19 protein-coding genes are annotated in these 24,994 nt (G+C 73.0%); 10 read left to right on the forward strand and 9 right to left on the reverse strand.

Going from position 1 to position 24,994, the window contains the following annotated elements; all coding sequences use genetic code 11:
- Window positions 1-101: 101 nt before the first annotated feature.
- From ACF1BH_RS06270 to ACF1BH_RS06295, 6 genes are all read left to right on the forward strand, one after another.
- Entirely contained in the window at window positions 102-1,301 is a 1,200-nt protein-coding gene (locus ACF1BH_RS06270; RefSeq protein WP_391641237.1) for an ROK family protein, read from the forward strand.
- A gap of 171 nt (window positions 1,302-1,472) precedes the next feature.
- Entirely contained in the window at window positions 1,473-2,567 is a 1,095-nt protein-coding gene (locus tag ACF1BH_RS06275) for a sugar ABC transporter substrate-binding protein (RefSeq protein ID WP_391641238.1), read from the forward strand.
- 198 nt (window positions 2,568-2,765) lie between these two features.
- Entirely contained in the window at window positions 2,766-3,566 is an 801-nt protein-coding gene (locus ACF1BH_RS06280; RefSeq protein ID WP_391641239.1) for an ATP-binding cassette domain-containing protein, read from the forward strand.
- A complete protein-coding gene (locus ACF1BH_RS06285; protein WP_391641240.1) occupies window positions 3,563-4,852 on the forward strand; it encodes a sugar ABC transporter permease in 1,290 nt (429 codons plus the stop codon). Before ACF1BH_RS06280 ends, ACF1BH_RS06285 begins: the two co-directional genes overlap by 4 nt.
- A gap of 202 nt (window positions 4,853-5,054) precedes the next feature.
- Window positions 5,055-7,055 carry a 1-deoxy-D-xylulose-5-phosphate synthase gene (dxs, locus tag ACF1BH_RS06290; protein ID WP_391641241.1) on the forward strand — a complete coding sequence of 667 codons (2,001 nt, stop codon included), beginning with the start codon at window positions 5,055-5,057 and terminating at the stop codon, window positions 7,053-7,055.
- 191 nt (window positions 7,056-7,246) lie between these two features.
- Window positions 7,247-8,785, forward strand: coding sequence for an amino acid permease (locus ACF1BH_RS06295; RefSeq protein ID WP_391641242.1), 1,539 nt, complete (start codon window positions 7,247-7,249; stop codon window positions 8,783-8,785).
- A 55-nt stretch (window positions 8,786-8,840) separates the two neighbouring features.
- On the opposite strand, the gene ACF1BH_RS06300 is transcribed toward ACF1BH_RS06295, so the two are convergent.
- The 3 genes from ACF1BH_RS06300 to ACF1BH_RS06310 form a co-directional block, all read right to left on the reverse strand.
- Window positions 8,841-9,257, reverse strand: coding sequence for an NTP pyrophosphohydrolase (locus ACF1BH_RS06300; protein ID WP_391641243.1), 417 nt, complete (start codon window positions 9,255-9,257; stop codon window positions 8,841-8,843).
- A 92-nt stretch (window positions 9,258-9,349) separates the two neighbouring features.
- Window positions 9,350-11,479: a 3-hydroxyacyl-CoA dehydrogenase NAD-binding domain-containing protein gene (locus ACF1BH_RS06305; RefSeq protein ID WP_391641244.1), complete on the reverse strand. Its 2,130-nt coding sequence runs from the start codon at window positions 11,477-11,479 to the stop codon at window positions 9,350-9,352.
- Window positions 11,476-12,717 (reverse strand): thiolase family protein, encoded by a 1,242-nt coding sequence (locus ACF1BH_RS06310; RefSeq protein ID WP_391641245.1) that lies wholly within the window; start codon window positions 12,715-12,717, stop codon window positions 11,476-11,478. Before ACF1BH_RS06310 ends, ACF1BH_RS06305 begins: the two co-directional genes overlap by 4 nt.
- 188 nt (window positions 12,718-12,905) lie before the next feature.
- On the opposite strand from ACF1BH_RS06310, the gene ACF1BH_RS06315 reads away from it, so the two are divergent.
- On the forward strand, window positions 12,906-13,616 hold the full coding sequence (locus ACF1BH_RS06315) for a PepSY domain-containing protein (RefSeq protein WP_391641246.1): 711 nt from the start codon (window positions 12,906-12,908) through the stop codon (window positions 13,614-13,616).
- 96 nt (window positions 13,617-13,712) lie between these two features.
- Here the strand turns inward: ACF1BH_RS06315 and ACF1BH_RS06320 are convergent, their stop codons facing one another.
- The 3 genes from ACF1BH_RS06320 to ACF1BH_RS06330 form a co-directional block, all read right to left on the reverse strand.
- Complete coding sequence (locus ACF1BH_RS06320; RefSeq protein WP_391641247.1) at window positions 13,713-14,987, reverse strand: HRDC domain-containing protein; 1,275 nt, start codon at window positions 14,985-14,987, stop codon at window positions 13,713-13,715.
- Between the two features lie 77 nt (window positions 14,988-15,064).
- Window positions 15,065-15,727: a response regulator transcription factor gene (locus ACF1BH_RS06325; RefSeq protein ID WP_030279967.1), complete on the reverse strand. Its 663-nt coding sequence runs from the start codon at window positions 15,725-15,727 to the stop codon at window positions 15,065-15,067.
- A 368-nt stretch (window positions 15,728-16,095) separates the two neighbouring features.
- Entirely contained in the window at window positions 16,096-16,752 is a 657-nt protein-coding gene (locus ACF1BH_RS06330; RefSeq protein ID WP_391641248.1) for a DUF3000 domain-containing protein, read from the reverse strand.
- A 102-nt stretch (window positions 16,753-16,854) separates the two neighbouring features.
- Here ACF1BH_RS06330 and hemE point away from each other — a divergent pair, with 102 nt between their 5' ends.
- Window positions 16,855-17,922, forward strand: coding sequence for a uroporphyrinogen decarboxylase (gene hemE, locus ACF1BH_RS06335; RefSeq protein ID WP_391641249.1), 1,068 nt, complete (start codon window positions 16,855-16,857; stop codon window positions 17,920-17,922).
- 21 nt (window positions 17,923-17,943) lie between these two features.
- Here the strand turns inward: hemE and ACF1BH_RS06340 are convergent, their stop codons facing one another.
- Entirely contained in the window at window positions 17,944-19,323 is a 1,380-nt protein-coding gene (locus ACF1BH_RS06340; protein WP_391641250.1) for an FAD-dependent oxidoreductase, read from the reverse strand.
- A 244-nt stretch (window positions 19,324-19,567) separates the two neighbouring features.
- Entirely contained in the window at window positions 19,568-20,764 is a 1,197-nt protein-coding gene (locus ACF1BH_RS06345) for a thiolase family protein (RefSeq protein ID WP_391641251.1), read from the reverse strand.
- Between the two features lie 194 nt (window positions 20,765-20,958).
- On the opposite strand from ACF1BH_RS06345, the gene hemG reads away from it, so the two are divergent.
- Complete coding sequence (gene hemG / locus ACF1BH_RS06350) at window positions 20,959-22,416, forward strand: protoporphyrinogen oxidase (protein WP_391641252.1); 1,458 nt, start codon at window positions 20,959-20,961, stop codon at window positions 22,414-22,416.
- A 2-nt stretch (window positions 22,417-22,418) separates the two neighbouring features.
- The gene (hemQ, locus tag ACF1BH_RS06355) at window positions 22,419-23,156 is read left to right on the forward strand and encodes a hydrogen peroxide-dependent heme synthase (RefSeq protein ID WP_391641253.1); all 738 of its coding nucleotides are present in this window, start codon (window positions 22,419-22,421) and stop codon (window positions 23,154-23,156) included.
- 82 nt (window positions 23,157-23,238) lie between these two features.
- Here hemQ and ACF1BH_RS06360 read toward each other — a convergent pair whose 3' ends face one another.
- Window positions 23,239-24,954 (reverse strand): alpha/beta hydrolase, encoded by a 1,716-nt coding sequence (locus ACF1BH_RS06360; protein ID WP_391641254.1) that lies wholly within the window; start codon window positions 24,952-24,954, stop codon window positions 23,239-23,241.
- Between the last annotated feature and the right edge of the window lie 40 nt (window positions 24,955-24,994).

Here is a 24,994-nt window from a genome sequence, read left to right on the forward strand (position 1 = left end):
GCTTAGATTCACATGTTGGAGACAAGCCGGGCCCCGCTGGTGTGGTCCGGTCGGGTGGGCGGTCGTCGTGCCGCACGCCTCAGGCGGGAGTGGATGAGCCGATGGAGACTCCGGGGTCGCAGTCCTCGCTGCACCGGGCCAATCTGGAGCGGGTCGTGCGCGCGGTGCGTATGGCGGGCTCGCTCACCCAGGCGGAGATCGCCCGGAGCACGGGGCTGTCCGCGGCCACCGTCTCGAATATCGTTCGTGAGTTGAAGGACGGCGGCACCGTCGAGGTGACACCCACCTCCGCCGGGGGCCGCCGGGCCCGCAGCGTGTCCCTCTCCGGCGACGCCGGCATCGTCGTCGGCATCGATTTCGGCCACTCCCACCTGCGGGTCGCGGTCGGCAACCTCGCCCACCAGGTGCTCGCCGAGGACGCCGAGCCGATCGATGTGGACGCCTCCGCCGCCGAGGGGCTGGACCGCGCCGAGCGGCTGGTCGCCCGGCTCGTCGAGGCGACCGGCATCGCCCCGGACAAGGTCATCGGTGTCGGGCTCGGCGTCCCGGGCCCCATCGACGTCGAATCGGGCACCCTCGGCTCCACCGCGATCCTGCCGGGCTGGACGGGCACCAACCCGGGCGCGGAGCTGTCCGGGCGCCTCGGCGTCCCCGTCCACGTCGACAACGACGCCAACCTCGGCGCCCTGGGCGAGCTGGTCTGGGGCGCCGGGCGGGGCGCCGCCGACCTGGCGTACATCAAGGTGGCCAGCGGGGTCGGCGCCGGACTGGTCATCGGCGGGCGGATCTACCGTGGGCCGGGCGGCACGGCGGGCGAGATCGGCCACATCACGCTGGACGAGTCGGGGCCGGTCTGCCGCTGCGGCAACCGCGGCTGCCTGGAGACGTTCGCCGCCGCCCGCTACGTCCTGCCGCTGCTCCAGCCCGGCCACGGCCCGGATCTGACGATGGCGCGTGTGGTGGAGCTGGCCCGCGAGGGCGACCCCGGGTGCCGCCGGGTCATCGCGGACGTGGGCCGCCACGTGGGCAGCGGCGTCGCCAACCTCTGCAATCTGCTCAACCCGAGCCGGGTGGTGCTCGGCGGCGATCTCGCGGAGGCGGGGGAGCTGGTGCTCGGGCCGATCCGGGAGTCGGTGTCGCGGTACGCGATCCCCAGCGCGGCACGGCAGTTGGGGATCGTGCCCGGCACGCTGGGCGGCCGCGCGGAGGTGCTGGGGGCGCTCGCGCTGGTGCTCAGCGAGATGGGCGACGCCACCCTGCTCGACGGTGCGCAGACCGCCCACGGCGCCGCGTCCGCCTGAGAAGCCCCGGTGTCCGGAACGTGGCTGAGCCGCGCCTGACTTCAGACACCTAACGTATGGCACCGTTGTCATCTCGTTAAGAATTTACTCCTTGACGGCCCGCTGGCGGCCGAGTTGACTTCCAGCCACCTCGGCCGCAAGGACGCGGCCTCGTCAGGGAGGCAAGCTCACATGAATGTCTGGACGCGTCGCGCCGTCATAGCCACGGCCGCCGTTTCGATGGCCCTCTCGGTGGCCGCCTGCGGCAAGGCGGGCGACGGCGACAAGGCCGCGGGCGGGGACGGCAAGACCATCGGCCTGCTGCTGCCGGAGAACAAGACCACCCGCTACGAGACCTTCGACCGCCCGCTCATGGAGGCGAAGATCAAGGCGCTCTGCGCCGACTGCGAGGTCAAGTACAACAACGCGGCGCAGGAGACCGAGACCCAGAAGAAGCAGTTCGACGCGCTGATCACCCAGGGCGTCAAGGTGATCATCCTGGACCCGGTCGACTACAAGGCCACCAAGTCGTGGGTCAACCAGGCGGCCAAGAAGGGCGTCAAGGTCGTCGCGTACGACCGGCTGGCCGAGGGCGAGATCTCCGCGTACGTCTCCTACGACAACGAGAAGATCGGCCGTCTCCAGGGCGAGGCGCTGGTCAAGGCGCTCGGCAGCGACGCGAAGAACAGCAACGTCGTGATGATCAACGGCTCGCCGACCGACGCCAACGCGCCGTTCTTCAAGAAGGGCGCGCACTCCGTCCTCGACAAGCAGGTCAAGAAGATCGTCTACGAGCAGGACATCCCGGACTGGTCGTCGGACGAGGCCAACAAGAAGATGAGCGCGGCCGTCGACTCGCTCGGCAAGGACGGCTTCCAGGGCGTCTACGCCGCCAACGACGGCGAGGCGGGCGGCGTGATCACCGCCCTCAAGCAGCAGGGCGTCAAGGTCCCGGTCGGCGGCCAGGACTCCGAACTGGCGGGTCTGCAGCGCGTCCTCAAGGGCGACCAGGCGTTCACCATCTACAAGCAGATCAAGCCGCAGGCGGACGCCACCGCCGAGATCGCGGTGAAGCTCCTCAAGGGCGAGAAGATCGACGCGCTGACGCCGACCAAGGTCGACAGCCTCAGCGGCGACGTCAAGGGCATCCCGGCGAAGCTCTACGACGCCCAGGTCGTGACGGCGGACAACGTCAAGGACACGATCATCAAGGACAAGGTCTACAAGGCGAGCCAGCTCTGCACCGCCGATGTGAAGGCGGCGTGCGAGAAGGCCGGCATCAAGTAGCCGTCCGCTCCGCCCGGGGCGCGGGAGGCGGCACCGGCCGCCGGCCCCGCGCCCCGGGCGGACCGCCGCGCCGGCCCCGCGCCGCGTACCGGCCCCGTGCCGCCGGCCGCGCGTCCCGGTGCCCCGCCGTACCCCACCCCCCTCGCACAACCCGGTGCCCCGCACCACCGTCCCGCCCCTGTGAAGGCGGCGAAGGAGATGATGTCCGTGTCCGCTACGCCCGTGCTGGCGTTGCGCAAGGTCTCCAAGCGGTTCGGCGCCGTCCAGGCGCTCACCGACGTCACGCTGGAGATCCACCCCGGTGAGGTGGTCGCCCTGGTCGGCGACAACGGCGCCGGCAAGTCCACCCTCGTCAAGACGATCTCGGGCGTGCACCCGGTCGACGACGGCACCATCGAGTGGGAGGGCGCGCCGGTCCGCATCACCAAGCCGCACGACGCCCAGGAGCTGGGCGTCGCCACCGTCTACCAGGACCTCGCGCTCTGCGACAACCTCGACGTCGTCGCCAACCTCTACCTCGGCAACGAGCTGCGCGGCGCGGGCGTCCTGGACGAGATCGCGATGGAGAAGCGGGCCAAGGAGCTGCTGGACACGCTCTCCATCCGCATCCCCAGCGTCCGGATCCCGGTCGCGGCGCTCTCCGGCGGTCAGCGGCAGGTCGTCGCCATCGCCCGCGCGCTGATCGGCGAGCCGAAGGTCGTCATCCTCGACGAGCCGACCGCCGCGCTCGGCGTCGAGCAGACCGCGCAGGTCCTCGACCTCGTGGAGCGGCTGCGGGAGCGGAACCTCGGCACCATCCTCATCAGCCACAACATGGCCGATGTGCAGGCCGTCGCCGACCGGGTCGCGGTGCTCCGCCTGGGCCGCAACAACGGCGTCTTCGACGTCGCCGCCACCTCGCACGAAGAGATCATCGCGGCCATCACCGGCGCCTCGGACAACGCCGTCACCCGCCGCAGGGCCCGTACCGAGCAGGGCAGGAAGGAGGAGGCGCGATGAGTGACCTCACCAAGAAGACGGCGGACGCCCCCGCGCCCGACCCCGCGGCGCCCGCCGCCCCGGCCGTCGACCCCCGACTCCTCGTCCGTGAGCGCGGCTTCGCCGGCTATCTGGACGAGTTCGCCCGCCGCCTGCGCGGCGGTGAGCTGGGGTCGCTGCCGGTCGTCGTCGGGCTGATCGTCATCGCCGTCGTCTTCCAGCTGAAGAACAGCTCCTTCCTCTCCGCCGACAGCCTCGCCAACATCGGCGTCTACACCTCCGGCCTCGGCATCATGGCCGTCGGCATCGTCTTCGTGCTGCTGCTCGGCGAGATCGACCTCTCCGTCGGCTCGGTCGCCGGTGTCGGCGCGGCGGTGTGGGCGGTGCTGAGCGTCACCCACGGCGTCAGCGACTGGCTCGCCGTCCTGCTCGCCGTCGTGGCGGGCGCCGCCATCGGCACCCTGCACGGCTTCTTCTTCGCCAAGGTCGGCGTCCCCGCGTTCGTCGTCACGCTCGCCGGATTCCTCGGCTGGAGCGGTCTGCAGATCTGGCTGATGGGCAAGGAGGGCTCCATCAACACGCCCTCGGGCAGCGTGGTGGAGAACCTCACCGGCTACTACTTCGAGGACAAGGCGGCCGCCTACGGCCTCGCCCTCGTCGCCGTCCTCGCGTACGCCGGATCGCTGCTGTGGGAGGCGCGCCGCCGCCGGGCCGCGGCGCTGCCGTCCCGCCCGGCGAGCGAGATCGCGCTGCGCACCGGCGTCGTCGCGGTCCTCGCCTTCGCCGTCGCCTACGTCCTGAACGAACCGGCCGGTGCCCGCGGGCTGCCGCTCGCCCTGGTGCTCTTCCTCGCCGTCCTCGTCCTCGCGGACTTCGTGGTGCGCCGCACCTCCTACGGGCGGCAGATCTTCGCGGTCGGCGGCAACGCGGAGGCGGCCCGCCGTGCCGGTATCAACGTCAACCGGATCCGCATCACGGTCTTCGCGGTCTCCGGCATGCTGGCGGCCTTCGGCGGCCTCTTCATCGCCAGCCTCTCCGGCGGTGCCACCAAGAACCTCGGCGCCGGGAACACCCTGATGAACGTGATCGCCGCAGCGGTCATCGGCGGCACCAGCCTCTTCGGCGGCCGCGGCAAGATCTGGTCGGCGCTGCTCGGCATGCTCGTGATCCAGTCGATTCAGCAGGGTCTGAACCTCCTCGGCATGGCGAGTGAGATCCAGTACATGATCACCGGTGCGGTGCTGCTCGCAGCGGTCGTCATCGACTCGCTCTCCCGCCGGACCCAGAAGACCGCCGGACGCACCTGAACCCGGCCCGTACCGGTGTGCAGCGGCCCCCACCAGCACCTTCCGGTGGGGGCCGCCGTATGTGCGGCGGGCGGCCGAATCCCACGGGTCACCCGAGTGACATACATCGCCGGGCCCGAAGGTCGCGGCGGACGCCGGAACATTAGACTCGGCTGATCAGCAACCTCGACCAGTTTCGAAGCACGACAAGCAGGGAGGCACAGTGCAGAAGGTGCCGCGCGAAGCGCGCCAGGCCGGGGCGGTGGCCGGAGACGGACGGGAGTTGCTGACCCGTATCGAAGGTCCACGCGACCTGGACCGGCTCACCCCGCAGCAGCTCGGACAGCTCGCCGGGGAGATCCGTACCTTCCTCGTCGACGCCGTCGCCCGGACCGGCGGCCACCTCGGCCCCAACCTCGGTGTGGTCGAGCTGACCATCGCCCTGCACCGGGTCTTCGACTCCCCGAAGGACCGCGTCCTCTTCGACACCGGACACCAGTCCTACGTCCACAAGCTGCTCACCGGCCGCCAGGACTTCGGCCGGCTGCGTGCCAAGGGCGGCCTGTCCGGCTACCCCTCGCGCGCCGAGTCCGAGCACGACGTCATCGAGAACAGCCACGCCTCGACGGTCCTGGGCTGGGCCGACGGCCTGGCCAAGGCCAACCAGGTCCGCGGCAAGGACGACCATGTCGTCGCGGTGATCGGCGACGGCGCGCTGACCGGCGGTATGGCCTGGGAAGCGCTCAACAACATCGCGGTCGCCAAGGACCGCCCGCTGGTCATCGTCGTCAACGACAACGAGCGCTCCTACGCGCCGACCATCGGCGGCCTCGCCGACCACCTCGCCACGCTGCGCACCACCGACGGGTACGAGAAGTTCCTCGCCCGCGGCAAGGACCTGCTGGAGCGCACCCCGGTCGTCGGCAAGCCGCTCTACGAGACGCTGCACGGCGCCAAGAAGGGCCTCAAGGACTTCATCGCCCCGCAGGGCATGTTCGAGGACCTGGGCCTGAAGTACGTCGGCCCGATCGACGGCCACGACCTCGAGGCGCTGGAGTCGGCGCTGACGCGCGCCAAGCGCTTCGGCGGCCCCGTCATCGTCCACTGCCTGACGGAGAAGGGCCGCGGCTACAAGCCCGCCGAGCAGGACGAGGCGGACCGTTTCCACGGCATCGGCGTCATCCACCCGGACACCGGCCTGCCGGTCGCCGCGTCCGGCGCCGACTGGACCTCCGTCTTCGGCGAGGAGATGGTCAAGCTCGGCCACGAGCGCGAGGACATCGTCGCGATCACCGCCGCGATGCTCCAGCCCGTCGGCCTGAAGAAGTTCGCCGCCGCCTTCCCCGACCGGATCTACGACGTCGGCATCGCCGAGCAGCACGGCGCGGTCTCCGCCGCCGGCCTGGCCACCGGCGGTCTGCACCCGGTCTTCGCGCTGTACGCGACGTTCCTCAACCGCGCCTTCGACCAGGTGCTGATGGACGTCGCGCTGCACAGGTGCGGCGTCACCTTCGTGCTGGACCGCTCCGGTGTCACCGGCAGCGACGGCGCCTCCCACAACGGCATGTGGGACATGTCACTGCTCCAGATCGTGCCCGGGCTGCGGATCGCCGCGCCGCGCGACGCCGACCAGGTCCGCGCGCAGTTGCGGGAGGCCGTCGAGGTCGATGACGCGCCGACGGTGGTGCGCTACTCCAAGGGCGCGGTCGGCCCGGCGGTCGAGGCGGTCGGCACGGTCGGCGGCATGGACGTGCTGCGCGCCCCGGTGGCGGTCGCCGGGCGCCCCGATGTGCTGCTGGTCTCGGTCGGTGCGCTCGCCCCGATGTGCCTGGAGGTCGCCGCCCTCCTCGACAAGCAGGGCATCTCCTCCACCGTCGTCGACCCGCGCTGGGTCAAGCCGGTCGACCCGGCGCTGCCCGGCCTCGCCGCCGAGCACCGCGTCGTCGTCACCGTCGAGGACAACATCCGCACCGGCGGTGTCGGCGCGGCCGTGGCGCAGGCGCTGCGGGACGCGGACGTGGACCTTCCGCTGCGCGACTTCGGCATCCCCGAGCGCTTCCTCGACCACGCCTCCCGCAAGGAGGTCATGGCCGAGATCGGGCTGACCGCGCCGGACATCGCCCGGCAGGTCACCGGCCTGGTGGCGAAGCTGGACGGCCGGTTCGCGGGCGCGTCGGCGAGCGCCGCGGGTTCGCCGCGTCCGGCGGAGGTCGCGGGCGACTGACGCCCCTCGCACGTCCTGGGCCGGCCGGCCACCTCCGGGTGCGCCGACCGGCCCATCCGTTTGCCCGCCGCCGCGCTCCATAGGGTGAATCGCCGCCACCCGGGGCCCGCCACCCCTGACGATTTGTCTGCATTGCAGAGAATCTGCCAGTTCAGGTGAGTGGTGAGGGTCGTCCAGGCGGAGGTTCGCCCATGAGCACACAGCAGGGCCCAGGAGCCCGGACACGCCGCGACCGCGGGGTGTTCCGGACCAAGAGCGTCGAGCAGTCCATCCAGGACACCGAGGAGCCGGAGCACGCGCTCAAGAAGTCCCTGTCGGCGCTGGACCTGACGGTCTTCGGCGTCGGTGTGGTCATCGGCACCGGCATCTTCGTCCTCACCGGCAAGATCGCGAAGGAGCAGGCGGGTCCGGCGGTCGCCCTCTCCTTCGTCGTCGCCGGCGTGGTCTGCGCCCTCGCCGCGCTCTGCTACGCGGAGTTCGCCTCCACCGTCCCGGTCGCCGGGTCCGCTTACACCTTCTCCTACGCCTCGCTCGGCGAGTTCCCCGCCTGGATCATCGGCTGGGACCTGGTCCTGGAGCTGGCGCTGGGCTGTGCGGTGGTCGCGGTCGGCTGGTCCGGCTACATCCGCTCGCTGCTGGACTCCGCGGGCTGGCATCTGCCCGCGGAGCTGTCCGGGACCCACGGCGGCATGTTCGGCTTCGACCTGCTCGCCTGCGTCCTGGTCCTGGCGCTGACCGCCATCCTCGTCCTCGGCATGAAGCTCTCGTCGCGGGTGACGAACATGATCGTCGGGATCAAGGTGACGGTGGTGCTGCTCGTCGTCATCGCGGGGGCGTTCTTCATCAGCGGGGAGAACTACCACCCGTTCCTGCCACCCACCCGCCCGCACGTGGGAGAAAGCGGTTACGCCGCCCCGCTCTCCCAGCTCCTCTTCGGCTTCACGCCGTCCAACTACGGCGTCATGGGCATCTTCGCCGCCGCCGCGGTCGTCTTCTTCGCCTTCATCGGCTTCGACATCGTCGCCACCGCCGCCGAGGAGACCCGCCATCCGCAGCGCGACGTGCCCCGCGGCATCCTCGGCTCCCTCGCCATCTGCACCTTCCTCTACGTCGCGGTGTCGGTCGTGGTCACCGGCATGCAGAAGTACACCGAGCTGTCGACCGACGCCCCGCTCGCCGACGCCTTCAAGGCGGTCGGCCACCCCGTCTACGCCGGGATCATCAGCTTCGGCGCGGCGGTCGGCCTCACCTCGGTCTGCATGATCCTGCTGCTGGGGCAGAGCCGGGTGTTCTTCGCGATGAGCCGCGACGGGCTGCTGCCGCAGTTCTTCTCCCGGGTGCACCCCACCTTCGGCACGCCCTACCGCTCCACGGTCCTGCTGGGCGCGGTCGTCGCCGTTGTCGCCGGGTTCACCTCGATCAACGAGCTCGCCGAACTGGTCAACATCGGCACGCTCTTCGCCTTCGTCGTCGTCGCCCTCGGCGTCGTCCTGCTCCGCCGCTCCCGCCCCGACCTGCCCCGCTCCTTCCGCACCCCGCTGGTGCCGCTGGTCCCCGCGCTGTCGGTGCTGGCGTCGCTCTGGCTGATGCTCAACCTGCCCGCCGAGACCTGGCTCCGCTTCGCCGCCTGGATGGTCATCGGGATCATCGTCTACGTCACGTACGGCCGGACGCACAGCCGGCTGGAGGGCCGCCGGGCGGCCGAGAAGGGCGCGGTGGGCGGCGGCTGAGAGCGGGCAGGCAACTGCTCCGCGGGCCGGTGGCGTCGGGGGCGAGGGTGCGTGCTCAGCCGTCCGCGGCGGCCCCCGGACGGCGGCCGCCGCCCCGGGCGTCGCGGACCGCGCGCGGGCCCGTCACCCGTGCGCCCAGCGCCTCGACGCGGGCCCGCAGTCCACGGTCGGCGGTCACCACCAGGCAGTCCCGCCCGGCGCCCTCGGCCGCCACCAGCTCCACCATCCGGTCGTCGCCGCTGCCGGGCGCGGACTCCACCCGCACCCCGTCGACGGACGCCACCTCCCGCGCCGCGCCCTCGACCACCAACACCAGCTCCAGCGGCGGCTCGGCGTACCCGGGCAGGCCCGCGGCGGCGTGCGCGGCCAGTCCGTCCCGCAGCCGCTCCGCGGCGCCGCGCCGATCGCGCCACCAGCCGTCCGGGACCGACCCGACGACGTTCGCAGCATCGACGATGACCAAGGAATCCATGGTTCCACCCTGTCATGCGCCGGACGGACGGCAGCACGACGGCGCGGGCCGGCTCCGCCGGGCCGACCCGCGCCGCTGTGCTGCCAGGTGCCTTACGCGGGCACGCTCGCCAGGCCCGGGGCCAGGAACTTCTTGCCCGTCACCCGCTCGGAGACGCCCGCGCGGTCCAGGTACGGGGTGATGCCGCCCAGGTGGAAGGGCCAGCCCGCGCCGGTGATCAGGCACAGGTCGATGTCCTGCGCCTCGGCGACGACATCCTCGTCCAGCATCAGACCGATCTCCTGCGCCACGGCGTCCAGCACGCGGTCGCGGACCTGCTCCTCGGTCAGCACCGAGTCGCCCTGCTTCAGCAGCGCGGCGACCTCCGGGTCCAGCTCCGGCTTGCCGGAATCGTAGACGTAGAAGCCGCGCTTGCCGGCCTCGACGACGGCCTTGAGGTTCGGCGAGACGGTGAACCGCTCGGGGAACGCGCCGTGCAGCGTCTCGGAGACGTGCAGACCGATCGCCGGGCCGACCAGCTCCAGCAGGACCAGCGGCGACATCGGCAGCCCCAGCGGCTCGACGGCCTTCTCCGCCACGGCGACGGGCGTGCCCTCGTCGATGACGTTCTGGATCTCGCCCATGAAGCGGGTCAGGATGCGGTTGACGACGAACGCCGGGGCGTCCTTCACCAACACCGCGGTCTTCTTCAGCGACTTGGCGACGGCGAAGGCGGTGGCCAGCGACGCGTCGTCGGTCTGCTCGGCGCGGACGATCTCCAGCAGCGGCAGGATCGCGACCGGGTTGAAGAAGTGGAAGCCCACGACCCGCTCGGGGTTCTTCAGCTTCGACGCCATCTCGGTGACCGACAGCGAGGAGGTGTTGGTCGCCAGGATCGCGTGGGCCGGGACGACCGCCTCCACCTCGGCGAACACCTGCTGCTTGACGCCCATCTCCTCGAAGACGGCCTCGATGACGAAGTCCGCGTCGCCGAAGGCGGCGGCCTTGTCGAGGTGACCGCTGACCAGGCCCTTGAGGCGGTTCGCCTTGTCCTGGTTGACGCGGCCCTTGAGCAGCAGCTTGTCGATCTCGCCGTGGACGTACGCGACGCCCTTGTCGATCCGGGCCTGGTCGATGTCGGTGAGGACGACCGGGACCTCCAGGCGGCGCGCGAAGAGCAGCGCCAGCTGCGAGGCCATCAGACCGGCGCCGACGACACCGACCTTGGTGACCGGGCGGGCCAGCTTCTTGTCCGGCGCGCCGGCGGGCCGCTTGGCGCGCTTCTGCACCAGGTTGAACGCGTAGAGACCGGAGCGCAGCTCGCCGCCCATGATGAGGTCGGCCAGCGCCTGGTCCTCGGCGTCGAAGCCCTGCTGACGGTCGCCGTTCTTCGCGGCGGCGATGATGTCCAGCGCGCGGTAGGCGGCCGGGGCTGCGCCGTGCACCTTGCCGTCGGCGATGGCCTTGCCGCGGGCGACGGCCTCGTCCCAGGCGGCGCCGCGGTCCAGTTCGGGGCGCGCCACCTCGGTCTCACCGGTCAGCACCGAGGCGGTCCAGAGCAGCGACTGCTCCAGGAAGTCCGCGCCTTCGAACAGCGCGTCCGCGATGCCGAGGTCGAAGACCTGCTGACCCTTGAGCTGCTTGTTCTGGTTGAGCGAGTTCTCGATGACGACCGAGACGGCGCGCTCGGGGCCGATGAGGTTCGGCAGCAGCACGCAGCCGCCCCAGCCCGGTACGAGACCGAGGAATACCTCGGGCAGCGAGAAGGCAGGTACGGCCTTCGAGACGGTGCGGTACGAGCAGTGCAGACCGACCTCGACGCCGCCGCCCATCGCCGCGCCGTTGTAGTACGCGAACGTCGGCACGGCCAGGCCCGACAGCCGCTTGAAGACGTCGTGGCCGCCCTTGCCGATGGCCAGCGCGTCCTCGTGGCGCTTCAGCAGCTCGACGCCCTTGAGGTCGGCGCCGACGGCGAAGATGAACGGCTTGCCGGTGATCCCGACACCGACGACGGAGCCGTCCGCCGCCTCCTTCTCGACCTGGTCGATCGCGGTGTTCAGGTTGGCCAGCGACTGCGGGCCGAAGGTGGTCGGCTTGGTGTGGTCCAGGCCGTTGTCCAGCGTGATGAGCGCGAAGCGGCCCGCCCCCTTCGGCAGGTCGAGGTGGCGCACGTGCGCCTGGGTGACGACCTCGTCGGGGAAGAGTTCGGCCGCGCCCTTCAAAAGCTCTGCGGTGTTGGTCACTTGTTCCCCTCGCTGCATCGATTAGTCGCTCCGCTCCAGTGCGGGTTCTCCCAGATCACGGTGCCACCCATGCCGAAGCCGACGCACATGGTGGTGATGCCGTAGCGGACGTGCGGCTGCTCCTCGAACTGGCGGGCCAGCTGCGTCATCAGCCGGACGCCGGAGGAGGCCAGCGGGTGGCCGAACGCGATGGCGCCGCCGTACTGGTTGACGCGCGGGTCGTCGTCGGCGATGCCGTAGTGGTCGAGCAGCGAGAGCACCTGGACGGCGAACGCCTCGTTGATCTCGAACAGCCCGATGTCGTCGATGGTCAGACCGGCCTTGGCCAGTGCCTTCTCCGTCGCCGGGACCGGGCCGATGCCCATGACCTCCGGCTCCACGCCCGCGAAGGCGAAGTCGACCAGCCGCATCTTGACGGGCAGGCCCAGCTCGCGCGCCACGTCCTCGGCGGCGATCAGCGAGGCGGTCGCACCGTCGTTGAGACCGGCGGCGTTGCCCGCGGTCACCCGGCCGTGCGGACGGAACGGCGTCTTCAGCCCGGCGAGGTTCTCCAGCGTGGTGCCCGGGCGCATCGGCTCGTCGGCGGTGGCCAGACCCCAACCGGTCTCGCCCGCCTCGGCGTTGGTGCGGCGCACGGAGATCGGCACCAGGTCGGCCTGGATCTGGCCGTTGGCGTACGCCTTCGCGGCCTTCTCCTGGCTGCGGACGGCGTAGGCGTCGGCGCGCTCCTTGGTCAGGTGCGGCAGCCGGTCGTGGAGGTTCTCCGCCGTCATGCCCATGAACAGCGCCGACTGGTCGACCAGCTTCTCGCTGACGAACCGCGGGTTGGGGTCGACGCCCTCACCCATGGGGTGCCGTCCCATGTGCTCGACGCCACCGGCGACGGCGATGTCGTACGCACCGAAGGAGACGCCACCGGCGATGCTGGTGACGGCGGTCATCGCACCGGCGCACATGCGGTCGATGGAGAAGCCGGGCACCGACTGCGGCAGGCCCGCCAGGATGCCGGCGGTACGGCCCAGGGTCAGGCCCTGGTCACCGATCTGCGTGGTCGCCGCGAGCGCGACCTCGTCGATCTTCGCGGGGTCCAGGTCCGGGTTGCGGCGCAGCAGCTCCCGGATGCACTTGACGACCAGGTCGTCGGCGCGGGTCTCGTGGTAGATGCCCTTCGGGCCCGCCTTGCCGAACGGGGTGCGGACGCCGTCGACGAAGACGACGTCCCTAGCGGTACGAGGCACGTTGGCTCTCCTCCAGGTGCGGGATGGCACTGCTGCGGGGCGCCCCCGGAGGGACGCATCACACCCGACATGCTACTTACGGGTAACCACGCTGCACAGCCCCCTCGCCCGGAGCGGTGAAGGTCACATCGCGCGGGTTGCGGCGCCGTGGAGATGTGATCAATCAAAGGTGCACATAAAGTGCCCTTATGGACACAAAGCGTAAGGATCTGGTGGTGCGCGGTCGATGGCGTCCCGTGGGGCCCCGCACGCTGGGAGCGGTGTGCGCGGTCGCCGCCGCCGGCGCACTCCTCGCGGGCTGCGGCAGCGGCGGCAAGAGCGTGAGCGGCGCGCCGGACAGCCCCGAGGTGGCGTCCCCGGCGGCGGCCACCTCCCCGGGCGGCTCCCCGAACGCCTCACCCGGCCGGAATCTGACCAAGGATCAGAGCGAGCGCAAGGAACTCTTCGCGAAGACCAAGGCCGACTACGAGCATGCGCTGAACGCCGCGGCGGGCGCCGTGCCGCACAGCAAGCCCGTCTCCACCGAGCTGAAGGGCGGCGACGGCGGCAACCCCGTGTGGGAGACGGTGATGGCGACCTCCGACGGCACCGCCCACGCCCTCCGCGTCGACGCGGTCACCGGAAAGGCGGGCAAGCCGGTCACCGAGCAGCAGAAGGCCGAGGACCGCAAGGCGCTGGCGACGCGGCTGCGGGACGCCACGGTCACCGCGCCGATGGCCGCGAAGACCGCGATGGCGAAGAAGAGCGGCAAGGTCGCGGCGGTCGAGCTGGAGAACGCCGACCACGGCAAGCCGGTCTGGAAGGTGGACGTCGTCTCGACCTCCGACTGGAAGAAGACGACCTTCGACGTCGACGCCAAGGACAACAAGATCCTGAAGGAACACACCGACCAGGACTGACGTCCGCGCACCGGTCGGCGGCCCCGGCGCCGTACGGACCGGAGCGGTCGCCCGCACCCCGGCGCGCCCATCGGGTCGCCGGGGTGCGGGCTGCCGTCAGCCGCTGTGCTGGGTCAGCGCCTGGGTGAGCAGCGGCGTGACCAGCTGGACCTGCCAGGGGCGCGCGCCGTACCCGGCCAGGACGGCGGAGACCGCGTCCCCCGTCGGCTCGGCGGGCGGCTCCCAGCACACCCGGCGCACCGTGTCCGGCGTGATCAGGTTCTCCTGCGGGAGGTTCAGCTCCTCCGCCAGCGCGGTCACCGCGGCACGCGCCGCCGAGAGCCGCGCCGCGGCCACCGGGTCCTTGTCCGCCCAGGCGCGGGGCGGCGGCGGGCCGTTGAGCGGCGCGCCGGGCTGCGGCAGCTCGCTGTCGGGCAGCGCCCGCGCCCGGTCCACGGCCGCCTGCCACTGCTCCAGCTGACGGCGGCCCATACGGTGCCCGAAGCCGGGCAGCGCGGCCAGGGCGTGGGCGTTCGGCGGCAGATGCAGCGCCGCCTCCACGATCGCGGAGTCGCCGAGCACCTTGCCCGGGGAGACGTCGCGCTTCTGGGCGACCCGGTCACGCGCCGTCCACAGTTCGCGGACGACGGCCATCTGCCGTCGGCGGCGCACCTTGTGCATCCCGGAGGTGCGGCGCCAGGGATCTTTGCGCGGCGGGGCCGGGGGAGCGGCGGCGATGGCGGCGAACTCCTGCCGGGCCCACTCCAGCTTCCCCTGCTGCTCCAGCTCCTCCTCCAGCGCGTCGCGCAGATCCACCAGCAGCTCGACGTCGAGCGCGGCGTAGCGCAGCCACGGGTCGGGGAGCGGACGGGTCGACCAGTCGACGGCGGAGTGGCCCTTCTCCAGCGCGAAGCCGAGTACGTTCTCGACCATCGCGCCCAGGCCCACCCGCGCGAAACCGGCGAGACGGCCCGCCAGCTCCGTGTCGAACAGCCGGGTCGGCACCATCCCTATGTCGCGCAGGCACGGCAGGTCCTGGGTGGCGGCGTGCAGCACCCACTCGGTGTCGGCGACGGCCGCGCCCAGCGTGCCGAGGTCCGGGCAGCCGACCGGATCGATCAGGACGCTGCCGGCGCCCTGGCGGCGCAGCTGGACGAGGTAGGCGCGCTGGCCGTAGCGGTAGCCCGAGGCACGCTCGGCGTCGACGGCGAGGGGGCCGGTGCCCGCCGCGAGGGCGGCGACGACCTCGGCGAGGGCGTCACCGCTGGCGGTCACCGGGGGGATGCCCTCACGGGGCTCCAACAGGGGTTCCGGCGCCGGTCGGGAATCCGGAGGCGAGTCTCCGGCTGCTCGCAGTGGAGTGTCTGCTGCGGTCTTTTGGGCGTCGGTCACCGGTCAAGGGTATCTGTGTATGCGCATCGCCCGTCGAGGGGAACGTTCCCCCGGCGGGCGATGTGTCGGGGTGCGGGTCAGTGGATGATGCCGGTGCGCAGCGCCACGGCCACCATCCCGGCCCGGTCGCCGGTGCCGAGCTTGCGGGCGATCCGGGCGAGGTGGCTCTTGACGGTCAGCGCGGAGAGCCCCATCGAGACGCCGATCGCCTTGTTGGACTGGCCCTCCGCCACCAGCCGCAGCACCTCGACCTCCCGGCCCGACAGCTCGCGGTAGCCGCCGGGGTGGCCCGGGGCGCCCGGCGGGCGGCGCTGCATCCGGGCGGCGTGGGCGCCGATCGGGGCGGCTCCCGGGCGGCCCGGGAGGCCGAGGTTGGTGCGGGTGCCGGTGACGACGTAGCCCTTGACCCCGCCCGCGAGGGCGTTGCGTACCGCGCCGATGTCGTCGGCGGCGGAGAGCGCGAGGCCGTTGGGCCAGCCCGCGGCGCGGGTCTCGGACAGCAGCGTCAGGCCGGAGCCGTCGGGAAGATGGACGTCGGCAACGCAGATGTCGCGTGGGTTGCCGACCCGGGGGCGGGCCTCCGCGATCGACGACGCCTCGATCACGTCCCGTACCCCGAGGGCCCACAGGTGGCGGGTGACGGTGGAGCGGACGCGAGGGTCGGCCACGACGACCATGGCCGTCGGCTTGTTCGGGCGGTAGGCGACCAGGCTCGAAGGTTGCTCGAGGAGAACAGACACCGGGCCTCCTGGGGGAGTGGCGGGACGGTTGCGACCGGCTGCAAGGGGCGAGCCGGGACGTTCCGTATCTGAAGGGTCACTGACCTCTTCGGCAGCAATCCGAGGGGACTTTAGGCATCGATCACGATTTAGTTAGTGTCAATTCGGACAAATCGGATGCGTGAGCGATCATACGTGAACACCGGGGTGATCAACGGTGCGCCTGTTCCCGCACACCACCCGTGAGGACGAGGCCGATCGCGCGGCGCGGACCGGACGAGGGCGCCGCACCGTTGCGGTGCGACGCCCTCGCTCGGGGTGCCCGGTCCGGTGACCGGACGGTCGTGGGAGACGGCCTGCCGGGGCGCCGCCGCCCGTCACGGGAGCGCTCAGCGGGGCTGGGCCCCCCGGCGCTGGGGGAGCGGCACCACACCGCCGCGCGGACCGGACTCCTGCGGCGCCGGGGGCACCCCGGCGATCTGGCACAGCAGATCGCACCAGGCCGCCAGGTGCGCGCCCGCGTCGGGGACACCGCCGGGGCCCTCGGCCGGGGTCCACGACGCGCGGATCTCGATCTGGGTGGCGGGCTCCCGCGCCGCCAGGCCGCCGAAGTGGTGCGACGAGGCCCGGGTCACCGTCCCGCTCGCCTCGCCGTACCGCACCCCGCGGGCGTCCAGCGCGCCCGTCAGCCACGACCAGGAGACCTCCGGCAGCAGCGGATCGGCGCCCATCTCCGGCTCCAGCTCCGCGCGGGCCAGCGTCACCACCCGGAACGTGCCCTGCCACGCCTCGTGCCCGGCGGGCTGGTGCAGCAGCACCAGCCGCCCGTCCGCCAGATCCGCGTCCTCGCCGTCCGCCCCCGCGCCCCGCTCGACCACCGTCGCCTCCAGTGCGGCGGCGTACGGCGCGAGCCGTTTCGGCGCCGGGACCACATCCAGTTCGATCTCGGGACGCAGCCGGGCCGCGCGGAGCGACTCGACCGCTCGCCGGAAGGGGATCGGGGTCTCGTCCGCGCTGTCCGGGAGATGTTCGTACGCCGCAGCCATGCCCGGAAGCGTAGGCGGAAGTGGCGCCGCGGAGGGGGAGGACACCCGGTGCGCGCGTCGCCCGTTCGGAGGTGTCCGGCGCCGCATGCGAAGATTCCGTCCGTGAGCGTCAACGACCGCCCGACGGGCCAGCAGCAGACCGGAACGTACGACTCGGCCTTCCTCAGGGCCTGCCGGCGCGAGCCGGTGCCGCACACCCCTGTGTGGTTCATGCGGCAGGCGGGGCGGTCGCTGCCCGAGTACCGCAAGGTCCGCGAGGGCATCGCGATGCTCGACTCCTGCACCCGGCCCGAGCTGGTCACGGAGATCACCCTCCAGCCGGTGCGCCGCCACCATGTCGACGCCGCCGTCTACTACAGCGACATCGTCGTGCCGCTCAAGGCCATCGGTATCGACCTCGACATCAAGCCGGGCGTCGGCCCCGTCGTCGAGAACCCGATCCGCACCCGCGCCGACCTGGACCGGCTGCGTCCGCTGGAGCCCGGTGACGTCGCGTACGTCACCGAGGCGGTGCGGATGCTCGTCCAGGAGCTGGGGTCCACGCCGCTCATCGGCTTCGCCGGTGCGCCGTTCACGCTCGCCAGCTACCTGATCGAGGGCGGCCCGTCGCGCAACCACGAGCACACCAAGGCGCTGATGTACGGCGACCCGGAGCTCTGGGCCGACCTGCTGGACCGCCTCGCCGTGATCACCTCCGCCTTCCTCGACGTGCAGATCGAGGCCGGGGCGAGCGCCGTGCAGCTCTTCGACTCCTGGGTCGGCGCGCTCTCCCCCGCCGACTACCGCCGCTCGGTGATGCCCGCCTCCGCGAAGGTCTTCGAGGCGGTCGCGCACCACGGCGTGCCGCGGATCCACTTCGGCGTCGGCACCGGCGAGCTGCTGGGCCTGCTCGGCGAGGCCGGGGCGGACGTCGTCGGCGTCGACTGGCGGATCCCGCTGGACGAGGCGGCCCGCCGGGTCGGCCCCGGCAAGGCACTCCAGGGCAACATCGACCCGGCCGTGCTCTTCGCCCCGCGCGAGGCGGTCGAGACCAAGGCGCGCGAGGTGCTGGACGCCGCCGCCGGTCTTGAGGGCCACATCTTCAACCTCGGCCACGGCGTCCTGCCCACCACCGACCCGGACGCGCTGACCCACCTCGCCGAGTACGTCCACACGCAGACCGCGCGCTGAGCCGCGCCGGGCCGCCGGGCGTCACATCCCGGCGGCCCGGACGGCCGCCGTGGCCTTGCGGGCCGCGACCAGCACCGGATCCCAGACCGGGGAGAACGGCGGCGCGTAGCCCAGGTCGAGCATGGTCATCTGCTCCACCGTCATCCCGGCGGTCAGCGCGACCGCCGCGATGTCCACCCGCTTCCCGGCCCCCTCCCGGCCGACGATCTGCACGCCCAGCAGCCGCCCGGTACGCCGCTCGGCGAGCATCTTCACGTGCATCGGCCGGGCGCCGGGGTAGTACCCGGCGTGGTTGGTCGACTCGATGGTCACCGTCACGAACTCCAGCCCCTCGGCGCGGGCCTGGTGCTCCAGCAGGCCGGTGCGGGCGATCTCCAGATCGCAGACCTTGCTGACGGCGGTGCCCACCACCCCGGGGAAGGTGGCGTAGCCGCCCGCGACGTTGGCGCCGATGACCTGGCCGTGTTTGTTGGCGTGGGTACCGAGCGCGATGTGCCGGGTGTGGCCCGCGACCAGGTCGAGAACCTCCACGCAGTCACCGCCGGCCCAGATGTTCTCCCGGCCGCGCACCCGCATCGACAGATCCGTCAGCAGCCCGCCGGACGGCCCGAGCGGCAGTCCGGCGGCCGCGGCCAGTGTCGTCTCCGGGCGGACGCCCATCCCCAGCACCACCACGTCCGCCGGATACTCCGCGTCCTCGGTGGCCACCGCGCGGGCGCGCCCCGCGCCGTCGGTCAGGACGGCGGTGACGACGGCGCGGCGCACCGTCTCGATGCCCAGGCCGCACATCGCCTCGTGCACCCGCGCGCCCATGTCCGGATCGAGGGTGGACATCGGCTGCTCGCCACGGTCCAGCACCGTGACCGCGTAGCCGTGGTGGATCAGCGCCTCGGCCATCTCCACGCCGATGTACCCGGCGCCGATCACCACGGCGCGGCGGCCCGGGGAGCCGGCGAGCGTGCCGAGCAGGGCGCGGCCGTCGTCGAGGGTCTGCACGCCGTGCACCCCGCGCGCCTCGATACCGGGCAGCGGCGGCCGCAGCGGCCGGGCACCGGTGGCCAGCACCAGCTTGTCGAACTCCGTCCAGCTCTCCCGCCCGCCGTCGTCCAGCGCCCTGGCCCGCACCCGGCCGCGCTCCAGATCCAGCTCGGTGACCTCGGTGCGCATCCGCAGATCGATGGCGCGCGCCCGGTGCTCCTCGGGAGTCCGGGCGATCAGCGCGGCGGGACCGTCGACGGTGCCGCCGACCCAGTACGGGATGCCGCACGCGGAGTACGACGTGAAGTGGCCGCGCTCGAACGCGGTGATGGCCAGCTCGCCGGGGCCTTTCAGCCGCCGGGCCTGGGAGGCGGCGGACATGCCCGCCGCGTCGCCGCCGATGACCACGAGCCGTTCCGCCATGGAAGCCCCTCACGCCGTCCGCCCTGCCCGCCGCGGAAACGCCCGCGCGAGCCCACTGACGACCTTGCCCGCGCTCGCCCACGGCGCCCACGGACGAGCGCGGGCAAGGTCATGAGCCAGGCTACGGCCCGGCACCGACAACGGCGGGGGAGCGCGGCGGGCGGGCGGCGCCGGGACCACCCGGGGGCGCTGCGCCGGGACCACCCCCGGGGGCGCTGCGCCGGGGACAGCCCGGCGCAGCGCCTCACCGCTCCAGGACGACCGCCAGCCCCTGCCCCACCCCGATGCACAGGGCCGCCAGGCCGGTACCGGAGCCGCGGGCCGCGAGCTGATGGGCCACCGCACCGGCCAGCCGCGCACCCGACGCCCCCAGCGGGTGGCCGATCGCGAGGGCGCCGCCGCGCGGGTTGACCAGCGTGGGGTCCAGCTCCGGCCAGCGGCCGATGCACCCCAGGGCCTGTGCGGCGAACGCCTCGTTCAGCTCGAAGACCGCCAGGTCGCCGAAGCCGCGCCCGGCGCGCTCCAGCGCCCGCCGCACCGCACCGACCGGACCGAGCCCGTAGAACTGCGGCTCCACACCCGTCACCGCGCTCGCGCCGATCCGGGCCAGCGGCTCCCGGCCGGTGGCCCGCAGCCCCTCCTCGTCGGCGAGGAGCAGCGCCGCCGCCCCGTCGTTGAGCGGCGCGGAGTTCCCGGCGGTGACCGTCCCGCCGGTGCGCCGGAAGACCGGCTTCAGCCGGGACAGCGCCTCCAGGGAGGGCGCCTCCCGGATCGTCTCGTCGCGCGCCGGCTCCGTCCCGGGCAGCGGCACCACCTCCGCGTCGTACTGCCCGGTGCGCCAGGCGCGGCTCGCCTTCTGATGGCTGGCCAGCGCGAATACGTCCTGCTGCTCGCGGGTGATCCCGTGCAGCTCGGCGATCTTCTCCGCGCCCTCGCCCAGCGCGACCGTCCACTCCGGCCGCATCCCCGGGTTGACCATCCGCCAGCCCAGTGTCGTGGAGTACAGCTCCTGGTTGCCGGTCGGGAAGCCGCGGTCCGGTTTGGCGAGGACGTACGGCGCCCGGCTCATCGACTCCACGCCGCCCGCCACCGCCACGTGCGCGTCGCCGTGCGCGATGGCCCGGGCCGCCTGGACGACGGCCTCCAGCCCGGATCCGCACAGCCGGTTGACCGTCACACCGGGCACCGTGTCCGGCAGCCCGGCCAGCAGCACCGCCATCCGCGCGACGTTGCGGTTGTCCTCCCCGGCGCCGTTCGCGTCGCCCAGCACGACGTCGTCGATGAGCGCCGGATCCAGCTCCGGGCTGCGCGCCACCAGAGCCCCCAGGACGTGGGCGGCGAGATCGTCGGGGCGGACGCCCGCCAGCGCCCCGCCGTATCCGCCGACCGGGGTCCGTACGGCGTCGACGACGTAGACGTCCCGTGCGCGGTGCTCGGTCATCAAGGCTGTCCTCGCTGTGTGGGGCTGTCCGGGGCCGGGGCCGGGGACCGGGTCGCCCGGGCACGCGGGCGCGCGAGGCGGCAGCGGCGCGGGCGGGCGCCGGGCCGCCGCCCGCCCGAGTCTTTGCCGGGCCCCGCACGCTGTCAACGCGGTCCTCGGCCAACGTCCGCGGAGCGCTCTGAGAGAGTGGGGGCATGAGCGCAGCGCACACCAGTACGGGCCGGGCAGCCGGCCGCCATGTGGTCGTCATCGGCGGCGGGATCGCCGGACTCGCCGCGGCGCACCGCCTCCTCGAAGGCGGCGCCACCGTGACCCTCCTGGAGGCGTCCGGACGGCTCGGCGGCAAGCTGCGGGCCGGGGAGATCGCCGGCGTCCCCGTCGACCTGGGTGCCGAGTCGATGCTGGCCCGGCGGCCCGAGGGCGTGGAGCTGGCCCGCGCCGTCGGCCTCGGCGACCGCCTCCAGCCGCCCGCCACCGCCTCCGCCACCCTCTGGACGCGCGGGGCGCTGCGCCCCATGCCCAAGGGCCACGTCATGGGCGTCCCCGGAGACCTCGCCCCGCTCGCCGCCTCCGGCGTGATCTCGGCGGCGGGCCTCGACCGCATCGCCGCCGACGCGGACCTGGCGCGCACCGAGGTCGGCGAGGACGTCGCGGTCGGCGCGTACGTCGCCGAGCGCCTCGGCCGCGAGGTCGTCGACCGGCTCGTCGAACCGCTGCTCGGCGGCGTCTACGCGGGCGACGCCTACCGCATCTCGATGCGCGCCGCCGTCCCGCAGCTCTTCGAGGCGGCCCGCGCCGAGCGGTCGCTGGTCGCCGGGGTCCGCGGTATCCAGGCGCGCGCCGCCGAGGCGGCCCGGGACCTCCCCGCCGACCGGCCGGTCTTCATGGGCATCGACGGCGGCATCGGGACGCTGCCCGGCGCCGTCGCGGACGCGGTGCGCGCCGCCGGTGGCGAGATCGCGCTGCACACCCCCGTCCGCGCGCTGCGCCGCCGCGGCGCCGACGGCTGGTGGGTGGCGGCCGGCGACCGCACGATCGAGGCCGACGCGGTGGTCCTGGCGGCGCCCGCCGGGCCCGCCGCGCGGCTGCTGCGGGACGACTGCCCGGCGGCCGCCACCGAGCTGGACACCGTCGACTCCGCCTCGATGGCCCTGGTCACCATGGCCTTCCGCCGCGCCGAGGTGGCGGGGATCCCGGAGGGCAGCGGCTTCCTCGTCCCGCCCGTGGACGGCCACCGCATCAAGGCGTCGACGTTCGCCGGCCGCAAGTGGGGCTGGATCGCCGACGCCGACCCGGAACTGTTCGTGCTGCGCACCTCCGTGGGCCGCTACGGCGACGAGGCGCTGCTGGGCCGCGACGACGCCGAGCTGGTGGAGATCTCGCTCGCCGACCTCGGCGCCGCCGTCGGCCTCGCCGCCCGCCCCGTGGCCTCCACCGTCACCCGCTGGGAGGGCGGGCTGCCGCAGTACTTCGTCGGCCACCCCGACCGGGTCGCCCGGATCCGCGCGGCGCTCCCCGGGGCGCTGCGGGTGTGCGGTGCGGCCTACGACGGCGTCGGCATCCCGGCCTGCATCGGGTCGGCGCGGCGGGCCGCCGACGAGATCCTGGCGGGCCTGGAGACCCGGACGCCGGACTTCTCCGGAGGCGAGTGAGAATGGACGGTATGACAGACGCTTCCACCCCCGCCGCGGACCGGGCGCAGAACGCCGGCAAGAAGGCGAAGGACCTCAACGACACCATCCGCTACACCCTGTGGTCGGTCTTCCGGCTGCGGGACGTCCTCCCCGAGGACCGCAGCGGATACGCCGACGAGGTCGATGAGCTGTTCACGCAGCTCGCCGCCAAGGACGTCGTGGTCCGTGGCACCTACGACGTCTCCGGGCTGCGCGCCGACGCCGACGTGATGATCTGGTGGCACTCGGAGAGTTCGGACGCCCTCCAGGAGGCGTTCAACCTCTTCCGCCGCACCCGCCTGGGCCGCGCCCTCACCCCGGTGTGGTCCAACATGGCGCTGCACCGCCCCGCCGAGTTCAACAAGTCGCACATCCCGGCGTTCCTCGCCGACGAGCGCGCCCGCGACTACGTCAGCGTCTACCCGTTCGTCCGCTCCTACGAGTGGTACCTCCTCCCCGACGACGAGCGCCGCAAGATGCTCGCCGACCACGGCAAGATGGCCCGCGGCTTCCCGGACGTCCGCGCCAACACCGTGCCGTCGTTCTCGCTCGGCGACTACGAGTGGATCCTGGCGTTCGAGGCGGACGACCTGTACCGCATCGTCGACCTGATGCGTCACCTGCGCGGCTCCGAGGCGCGGCGCCACGTCCGCGAAGAGGTGCCGTTCTACACCGGCCGCCGCAAGCCGGTCGCCGAACTGGTCGCCGGTCTGGCCTGATCCGGCCGCGTACGGTCCGTGCACCACGACGACGGCGGGCCGCCCCACCCGGGGCGGCCCGCCGTCGTCGTGTGCCGTGGGGTCACAGGGGGCTGGTCGCGCCCTTCCCGGCCTTCTTGGGGGCGGGCTTCGCCTCGTCCGGTTTCGGTTCGGCGCGCGGCGCGCAGTACACCCGGTGCCCGGGAACGGTGCCGTGCAGCAGATACGCCTCCACATGCGCGTTCACGCAGGAGTTGGGGCCGTACGCGACGCCGTGGGTGCCGGCGCCGTTCTCGGTGACCAGCGACGAGCCCGGCAGCCGCTCCTGGAGCGCCAGGGCGCCCGGGTAGGGCGTGGCGCCGTCGCGCTCGGCGGCCAGCAGCAGGACCGGCGGCAGCGCGCCGGGCGCCGTCCGGATGTCGACCGGGCCGTGGCGTCCGGGCAGCGCCTGCGCCGCGCGGGCGGCCGCCGCGTACCGGGCGGCCTCGCCGACCTCGTCCGTCCCTGGGGCGCCGGCCGCGGCGCGGTCCGCGGTCCGGCCGGTCGCGGCGGTCAGCCCGGCGCGGGCCGACTGCGCGGTGTCCGGCCAGAAGGCGCACGGCAGGTTCATCCAGACGTTGTCCCAGGTCTCGAACGGTGCGCGCCGCGCCACTTCGGCGTTGTCGCGGTCCCAGGTCCGCAGATCGCGCGGCCAGGCCGCGTCGTTGCACGAGACCGCGGTGTAGACCGCGTTGCTGTTCTCCTCGGCGACCGCGTCCTCGGGGTCGGGCGCCGCCTGGTCCCGCAGCGGCTTGTCGTCGCCGTGCAGATACGCCGACAGGGCCCGGGCCCGGCGCGGCCAGTAGACGTCGTTGTAGCCGGTGCTCAGGAACGCCGACTGGAGCTGCGCGGGCCCGACCGTGCCGCCCGCCGGACGGCTCCGCAGCCGGGCGAGCGCGGTGTCGTACGCCTGCTGCACGGCCTGCTCCGTGGTGCCCAGGTGGTAGGCGTCCTGGTGACGGGCGACCCAGCGCAGCCAGTCGCGCCAGCGGCCCTGGAACGCGACGTTCTGGGCGAGGTTGTTGCGGTACCAGATCTGCCGCGGGTCCGGGTCGACGACGCTGTCGAAGATCATCCGGCGGACGTGTCCGGGGTAGAACGTGGCGTACAGGGCGCCGAAGTACGTCCCGTAGGACGCGCCCATGAACGTCAGCTTCCGCTCACCGAGCGCGGCGCGCAGCATGTCGAGGTCGCGGGCGTTGTTGACGGAGTTGTAGAAGGGCAGGTCGGCACCGGCGTTCCGGGCACAGCCGCGGGCGTACGCCTCGGCCTGCGCGGTCTTCTCGCGCTTGAAGGCGGCGGTGGGGTGCACCTGGCTGTCCGTCGGGGCCTTCGCGAACTCCTTCGGGTCCTGGCACGACAGCGGCGCCGACCGGCCGACGCCGCGCGGTGCGTAGCCGACGAAGTCGTAGGCGCGGGCGGTGCGGCGCCACTTGGGCAGCGAGCCGTAGAGCGGGAAGTCCATGCTGGAGCCGCCCGGTCCGCCCGGGTTGAAGATCAGGGCGCCCTGCCGCTCCTTGGGCGCGGTGGCCCGGATCCGGCTGACCGTCAGCTTGATCTGCTTGCCCTGGGGGCGCCCGTAGTCGAGCGGCACGGTCAGCGCGGCGCACTCGACGTCGGACGGCAGCTTCTCGACCGGGGCGCAGCGCCCGAAGGTGAGGGGGCGCGCGAGGGGCGCGGGCGCCGTGTCGGGCGCGCGGGTGGCGCCGTCCGCCGGGGAGGCGGCGAGGGCGCCCAGGAGGAGCGACCCGATGGTTCCGTACAACGCGAGTGCTCTCACGAACCGTCCCTTCGTCGTGCCCGGCACGTATGCGGCCCGC

This window comes from Streptomyces sp. NPDC014733 (genome assembly GCF_043083385.1).
Classification (GTDB): Bacteria; Actinomycetota; Actinomycetes; order Streptomycetales; family Streptomycetaceae; genus Streptomyces.

Excerpts from the sequence above, each read along its gene's own strand:
- ACF1BH_RS06285 (WP_391641240.1), top strand. The coding sequence starts at position 3,563 with ATGAGTGACCTCACCAAGAAGACGGCGGACGCCCCCGCGCCCGACCCC.
- ACF1BH_RS06315 (WP_391641246.1), top strand. The coding sequence starts at position 12,906 with ATGGACACAAAGCGTAAGGATCTGGTGGTGCGCGGTCGATGGCGTCCC.
- ACF1BH_RS06300 (WP_391641243.1), bottom strand. The coding sequence starts at position 9,257 with ATGGATTCCTTGGTCATCGTCGATGCTGCGAACGTCGTCGGGTCGGTC.
- ACF1BH_RS06345 (WP_391641251.1), bottom strand. The coding sequence starts at position 20,764 with ATGACCGAGCACCGCGCACGGGACGTCTACGTCGTCGACGCCGTACGG.
- ACF1BH_RS06295 (WP_391641242.1), top strand. The coding sequence starts at position 7,247 with ATGAGCACACAGCAGGGCCCAGGAGCCCGGACACGCCGCGACCGCGGG.
- ACF1BH_RS06275 (WP_391641238.1), top strand. The coding sequence starts at position 1,473 with ATGAATGTCTGGACGCGTCGCGCCGTCATAGCCACGGCCGCCGTTTCG.
- ACF1BH_RS06270 (WP_391641237.1), top strand. The coding sequence starts at position 102 with ATGGAGACTCCGGGGTCGCAGTCCTCGCTGCACCGGGCCAATCTGGAG.
- ACF1BH_RS06330 (WP_391641248.1), bottom strand. The coding sequence starts at position 16,752 with ATGGCTGCGGCGTACGAACATCTCCCGGACAGCGCGGACGAGACCCCG.
- hemG (WP_391641252.1), top strand. The coding sequence starts at position 20,959 with ATGAGCGCAGCGCACACCAGTACGGGCCGGGCAGCCGGCCGCCATGTG.
- ACF1BH_RS06280 (WP_391641239.1), top strand. The coding sequence starts at position 2,766 with ATGATGTCCGTGTCCGCTACGCCCGTGCTGGCGTTGCGCAAGGTCTCC.
- ACF1BH_RS06340 (WP_391641250.1), bottom strand. The coding sequence starts at position 19,323 with ATGGCGGAACGGCTCGTGGTCATCGGCGGCGACGCGGCGGGCATGTCC.
- hemQ (WP_391641253.1), top strand. The coding sequence starts at position 22,419 with ATGGACGGTATGACAGACGCTTCCACCCCCGCCGCGGACCGGGCGCAG.